This is a genomic window from Pseudomonas sp. P5_B2 (genome assembly GCF_056400445.1).
Genome location: NZ_JBFULH010000245.1, coordinates 1 through 6,441 on the forward strand (window position 1 = coordinate 1; position 6,441 = coordinate 6,441).

5 protein-coding genes are annotated in these 6,441 nt (G+C 58.1%); 2 read left to right on the top strand and 3 right to left on the bottom strand.

The annotated features are described in order from the left end of the window. Positions 1-245: 245 nt before the first annotated feature. On the top strand, positions 246-1,226 hold the full coding sequence (gene gnd, locus AC1DRJ_RS17225; protein ID WP_477803213.1) for a phosphogluconate dehydrogenase (NAD(+)-dependent, decarboxylating): 981 nt from the start codon (positions 246-248) through the stop codon (positions 1,224-1,226). Continuing rightward, a complete protein-coding gene (gene zwf / locus AC1DRJ_RS17230) occupies positions 1,223-2,746 on the top strand; it encodes a glucose-6-phosphate dehydrogenase (protein ID WP_477803214.1) in 1,524 nt (507 codons plus the stop codon). Before gnd ends, zwf begins: the two co-directional genes overlap by 4 nt. A gap of 86 nt (positions 2,747-2,832) precedes the next feature. On the opposite strand, the gene nhaB is transcribed toward zwf, so the two are convergent. The 3 genes from nhaB to AC1DRJ_RS17245 all read right to left on the bottom strand — a co-directional run bounded on the left by nhaB (position 2,833) and on the right by AC1DRJ_RS17245 (position 6,241). Further along, positions 2,833-4,335, bottom strand: a complete 1,503-nt coding sequence (nhaB, locus tag AC1DRJ_RS17235; RefSeq protein ID WP_477803215.1) for a sodium/proton antiporter NhaB — start codon at positions 4,333-4,335, stop codon at positions 2,833-2,835. Positions 4,336-4,414: 79 nt separating this feature from the next. Further along, a complete protein-coding gene (locus tag AC1DRJ_RS17240) occupies positions 4,415-5,704 on the bottom strand; it encodes an NHL repeat-containing protein (protein ID WP_477803216.1) in 1,290 nt (429 codons plus the stop codon). A gap of 270 nt (positions 5,705-5,974) precedes the next feature. Continuing rightward, positions 5,975-6,241 carry a hypothetical protein gene (locus AC1DRJ_RS17245; RefSeq protein ID WP_477803217.1) on the bottom strand — a complete coding sequence of 89 codons (267 nt, stop codon included), beginning with the start codon at positions 6,239-6,241 and terminating at the stop codon, positions 5,975-5,977. Between the last annotated feature and the right edge of the window lie 200 nt (positions 6,242-6,441).

Below are 6,441 nucleotides of genomic sequence, written 5' to 3' on the forward strand. Positions count from 1 at the left end.
ACTGTAGACCTGCCCCTGTGAGAGGGTGCTGATCCACTATCGGCGCTGATTTTGAATTCTTTTTCCCACTAAGGGAACTTTTTTATTTTTCATGGTCGTTGTGTCTTCGGCGTGATTACCGACGTTATCAGTCAGGATCGGGCACAATGCCCGGAAACTATGTGCCAACGCTCTGGACTAACCCCATGACTCACGTTGGGCTATAACCTTTGACACACATTATTTGTAGTAAGGAGCATCAGCACATGCAACTCGGGATCATTGGACTGGGCCGCATGGGCGGCAATATTGCGCGGCGCCTGATGCTCAATGGGCATACCACTGTCGTTTACGACCGCAATACCGCTTTCATCGACACCTTGACGGGCGAGGGTGCGACGGGCGTCGCCGACTTGCCGGCCCTGGTCGCTGGCTTGGCTAAACCGCGAGCGGTCTGGGTCATGCTGCCTGCTGGCGCACCGACCGAAGACACCATCGACACCCTGAGCACCTTGCTCGAAGCCGGCGATACCATCATCGACGGCGGCAATACCTTCTATAAGGACGACATCCGCCGGGCCAAAACCTTGTCGGAAAAAGGCCTGCACTACATCGACGTCGGCACCTCCGGCGGCGTTTGGGGCCTGGAACGCGGCTATTGCATGATGATCGGCGGTGATACCGAGGTGGTTAAACGCCTTGATCCGCTGTTTGATAGCCTGGCACCGGGCATGGGTGATATTCCGCGCACCAAGGACCGCAAGTCAGATGATGATCGCGCTGAGCGTGGTTACATCCATGCCGGCCCTGCAGGTTCGGGTCATTTCGTGAAGATGATTCACAACGGCATCGAATACGGAATGATGCAGGCCTTCGCCGAAGGCTTCGACATTCTCAAAACCAAAGCCAGCACCAACCTGCCGGAAGACCAGCGTTTCGACCTGAACGTCGCTGACATCGCCGAAGTCTGGCGTCGTGGCAGTGTGGTGTCGTCCTGGCTGCTCGACCTGACCGCCGACGCGCTGGCCARCGACCCGAAACTCGACGGGTTCTCCGGCTCGGTGGCTGACAGTGGTGAAGGTCGCTGGACCATCGAAGCCGCCATGGAGCAATCGGTGCCCGTACCGGTGTTGTCGAACTCGTTGTTCTCCCGCTACCGTTCGCGCGGGCAGGGCACCTTTGGCGACAAGATTCTCTCGGCCCAGCGCTTCGGCTTCGGCGGCCACGTGGAGACTTCGAAAAAATGACTCGTCTGATCCGCAATAAATCCAAGGCAGAACCCGCACCACCGACCACGCTCTTCCTGTTCGGTGCCCACGGCGACCTGGTCAAGCGCCTGCTGATGCCGGCGCTGTATAACCTGAGTCGCGACGGTTTGCTGGGGGATGGATTGCGGATCATCGGCGTTGACCACAACGCCATCACTGACGACGCCTTTGCCCGCAAGCTCGAAGATTTTATTCGAAGCGAAGTGGCGGCCAAGGTCGGCAAGGGCGATCAAGCCCTTGATCCGCAGACGTGGGCCAAACTGGCCCAAGGCATCAGCTACGTCCAGGGCGACTTCCTGGACGACAGCACTTATCAAGCGCTGGCGGCAAAAATCGCCGCCAGCGGCACCGGCAACGCGGTCTTCTACCTGGCGACCGCGCCACGTTTCTTCAGCGAAGTGGTGCGTCGGCTCGGCGCGGCGGGTTTGCTGCAAGAGACGCCGGAAGCGTTCAGAAGGGTGGTCATCGAAAAACCGTTCGGGTCCGATCTGCAAACCGCAGAAGCCTTGAATGCGTGCCTGCTCAAGGTGATGACGGAAAACCAGATCTACCGGATCGATCACTACCTGGGCAAGGAAACCGTGCAGAACATTTTGATCAGCCGGTTTTCCAACAGCCTGTTCGAAGCGTTCTGGAACAACCATTACATCGACCACGTGCAGATTACTGCCGCCGAAACCGTCGGCGTCGAAACCCGTGGCAGTTTTTATGAACACACCGGCGCCTTGCGGGACATGGTGCCCAATCACCTGTTCCAGTTATTGGCGATGGTGGCAATGGAGCCGCCGGCCGCGTTTGGCGCCGATGCGGTGCGTGGCGAAAAAGCCAAGGTCGTGGGGGCCATTCGTCCTTGGTCTACCGAAGAGGCACGGGCCAACTCGGTCCGCGGGCAATATGCAGCCGGAGAAGTCGACGGCAAGCCGTTGCCGGGGTATCGCCAGGAAAACAACGTCGCACCCGACAGCACAACCGAAACTTACGTGGCGCTCAAAGTCATGATCGACAACTGGCGCTGGGTGGGTGTGCCGTTCTACTTGCGCACCGGTAAACGCATGAGCGTGCGCGATACCGAGATCGTTATCTGCTTCAAACCGGCGCCGTATGCGCAGTTCCGTGACACCGAGGTCGATGAGTTGCAACCGACCTACCTGCGGATCCAGATCCAGCCTAACGAAGGTATGTGGTTCGACCTGTTGGCCAAGCGGCCTGGCCCGGCGTTGAAGATGGCCAATATCGAACTGGGTTTTGCCTACAAGGATTTCTTCGAAATGCAGCCGTCCACCGGCTACGAAACGCTGATCTACGATTGCCTGACTGGCGATCAGACATTGTTCCAGCGCGCCGACAACATTGAGAACGGCTGGCGCGCCGTGCAGCCGTTCCTCGATGCCTGGCAGCAGGATGCGACGGTTCAGCATTACGCGGCCGGTGAGGACGGCCCCGCCGACGCAGATGAACTGCTGGCCCGTGATGGTCGCGTCTGGCACAGCGTCGGATGAGGCGTTCGAGCGCTCGCCAGCCTATATAATTCCCTGTGGGAGCGAGCCGCCCGGAGCAGGCTCACTCCTACAGTTTTTAGTCCGCGTTACAGCCAGAAACTCACCGCATACCAGCCCAATACACCCATCACCACCGTATACGGCAACGCCATCCACACCATCTTCCCGTATGACAAGCGAATCAGCGGTGCAACCGCCGAGGTCAGCAGAAACAGGAACGCGGCCTGGCCATTGGGCGTCGCCACGCTCGGCAGGTTCGTCCCGGTATTGATCGCAATGGCCAGCGTCTCGAAGTGTTCGCGGGTCATTTGGCCGGTGACGAACGCCTGCTTCACTTCGGTGATGTAAATCGTCGTCACAAATACGTTGTCGCTGATGGCGGACAGCAAGCCGTTAGCAATAAACAGCATTCCCGGTTGCTGATTGGCCGGTAGCGTCAACACCCAATGAATCAGCGGCGTAAACAATTGCTGGTCGTGAATCACCGCCACCACTGCAAAAAATACCACCAGCAACGCGGTGAACGGCATGGCGTCCTTGAAGGCGTTGCCGATACGGTGCTCGTCAGTGATGCCGGTGAAGGCTGTGATCAGCACGATCACCATCAAACCGATCAGGCCGACTTCCGCGATGTGAAACGCCAGCCCTGCAATCAGGATCAGCGCCGCGATGCCTTGCACCAACAAGGCGGCACGTTGCCGTGAGGTTCGTTCGGCGTTGTCTTCGGCGGCATAGTTGGCCAGCACCGCGCGGACATTGTCCGGCAGCAGGGTGCCGTAACCGAACCAGCGCAGTTTCTCCAGCAGCACGCAGGTCACCAGGCCGGCGACCAGCACCGGCAGCGAAACCGGAGCCACCTTCAAAAAGAAGTCGGCGAAATGCCAACCCATCTCATGACCGATCAGCAGGTTTTGCGGCTCACCCACCAGCGTGCACACCCCGCCTAATGCCRTGCCCACGGCACCGTGCATCAACAGGCTACGCAAGAAGGCGCGGAACTGTTCGAGGTCCGCGTGGTGAAGTGCGGGCAAGTGCTGGTCATCGCTGAATTCGCTGTCCTGGCGTGGATCATTACCCGAAGCGACGCGGTGATAGACCGAATAAAACCCCATGGCTGCACTGATAATCACCGCAGTCACAGTCAGGGCATCCAGGAAGGCCGACAGGAACGCCGACAGGAAGCAGAACATCAACGCCAGCAGCGCCTTGGAGCGAACCCCCAGCAGCAAGCGCGAAAACAGAAACAGCAGCAGGTCTTTCATGAAGTAGATACCGGCCACCATGAACATCAGCAGCAGGATGACCGGGAAGTTGTGCAGCAGTTCGTCGTACAGTGCCTGTGGCGTGGTCATTTTCAGCAGCAGTGCTTCGATCAGCAGCAATCCGCCGGGCATCAACGGATAACACTTGAGCGCCATGGCCAGGGTGAAGATGAATTCCAGCACCAGCAGCCAACCGGCTGCGACCGGGCCGACCGTCCACAGCACCAGTGCGTTGAGCACCAGGAAACCGAGAATGCTCGCCTTGTACCAGCGAGGTGAGTTGCCGAGAAAGTTTTGCGCGAACGCCTGGACCATTGAACCGGACATCGGCTACTCCTTGTTTTTATAGAAGCGCGCAACTTGCCGTAACAAGATGGGAATATCAAGCGAGGGAACGCAGATTGGCTTAACCGAGATAGCGCACTACAACGGCCTTGTAGTTGCCATCCAGTGAATAACCGCCCACGACAACTTTTCCGTCAGCCTGAATAGCCACCGACGTCGCGGTGTCCAGGCTTCCGCCCAGCCGCGTGCGAACCCAGCAGGTGCCTTCGGCAAAACCGGGGTCGAGCTGTCCACCGGGTAAATAACGGGCTAACAGGAAGTCGGCTTCGGTCCCGCCATTCGTGGCGCCGACTGCCAACACACGGCCATCTGGCTGGCTTCGGGCGGCAGTCCACTGGCAACCGCCGCGGCCAATCTTCAGTAGCTGAGGCTGACCGCCGTTGCAATGAACATCGGGGCGACCATTGCTGTGCACTTTCAAGGCGAGGCAGTTCAATGGGTCGCGACTGCTGCCAAGACACTGCAAGTCGCCATTGTCCTGCTCGATGATCTGGCTGACCTGAGCGCCTTGCTCCGCAGCCCTGAACGTCATAAAACCATCCACGGCAAAGGACTCATCGAGACGGCCGTCGGGGAGGTAACGGGCCAGCAAACCTTCTTCGGGGAAATTGACCGACCCACCTACAATGATCCGACCATCGCGCTGCACCATCACGCTACTGAGCCAGGAGTTCATCAGCAAGTGCCTGACGATGACAAAACCGCGGCCGTTGAAGGAAGTGTCCAGCTCGCCCTGGCGGGTGAGGCGGATCAGCAGGCCGACATGATCGGCCAGTTCGAAATGGTGGTTGGCCAGCAACAGGATTCGGCCGTCAGCCTGCACTTGTAGGTCACAGGCTTCCGCCCCTGGAACGCCAGGGGGGAGCCAGAGATCGCGCATGCCCAGGGACAGGTTACCCGGCAGGCGTACGACACAGATCCCATTATTTGCAAAGTGTTCGACAGGGTGACCTTGCGAATCGAACAACGCCAGTGCTGGCAGCGTTTGACGAGCGTTTTCATAGTGCAGGCCGACCACCAGAATGTGCCCGTTGGCGAGAACTCGGACTTTGCCCGCCATGGCCTCGTGACCGCGCTGGAACTGCCCGATAACGCTACCGTTAACGCCAAATGCGAGATCCGCGGAGCCGTCTTCCAGCAATCGAGCGAGGCCAAAGCAGCTGCCATTTGGCATGCCGACGGTGGCCGCCACCAGCACGCGACCATTGGCATCCATCTCCACGCCGTTGGCAATGCTTGAAATACTACCGGCGAAATACACTTGGGTTTTGCCACTGGAGGCGAAACGGTGATCCAGGTCGCCAGCTATATGCCGCGATATAGGTAGGGCAAAAGCCGTCTGGTGTGGCAAGCGCATCTCCTTGCGAGCTGACCGAAACCCGGGGGGCGGGAGGGCAACTCCCTGCTAAACATTCAATCCCTGAATGAACTATTGCACAACGGTCATAAGTAACAGGCGGAGGGTCACGGTGTGCCAGAACAGTGTCTTTTCGAACCACTGACATGCCTGCCAAGTAATTCGATACGGCGAAGTTGGAGTATGACTGTGCTGTTATGTTGAAAACAGCCAACTAGCTAGAAAGCGAAGGGGCGGACTACGTTGAAGTAGTCCGCAAACCCCTTAATGCGGCATGGACCACGATTGCAGTTTATAACCCTCTTGGCTCAACTCTTCACGGGCCTGCTGCAGCAGGTGTTCCAGTTGTACCGGATCGGAATAGGCGCTGCTGGGGATTTGGGTGTGACCGATATGAGTATTGGTGCGGTCAATGACGGTGATGCAGAGCTCGCCATTGCCGTCTTGTTGAGCCCAGGCGACGCATTGGAAGGGTTGGAACGCGCGGTCGGCAATCAAAAGAGCTTCGTTGATACGGAGCGGGGCGGTCATAGGGTCTTCTCTCTGTATGCCCAATCAAGTGATGTGCCGTCGGTTGGGCTTACCGATCGGCTKGTTACTTGTACTGATGCCCCCAACAGTGGGTCAGGTCACACACAATCAAAAGAAATTTCAACTTTCTTTCATATGCTTAATGCAGGGGGCTCTTTTGAAAGCTCAATGAAAGATTCGACTCGTTAGGTAACTCACAA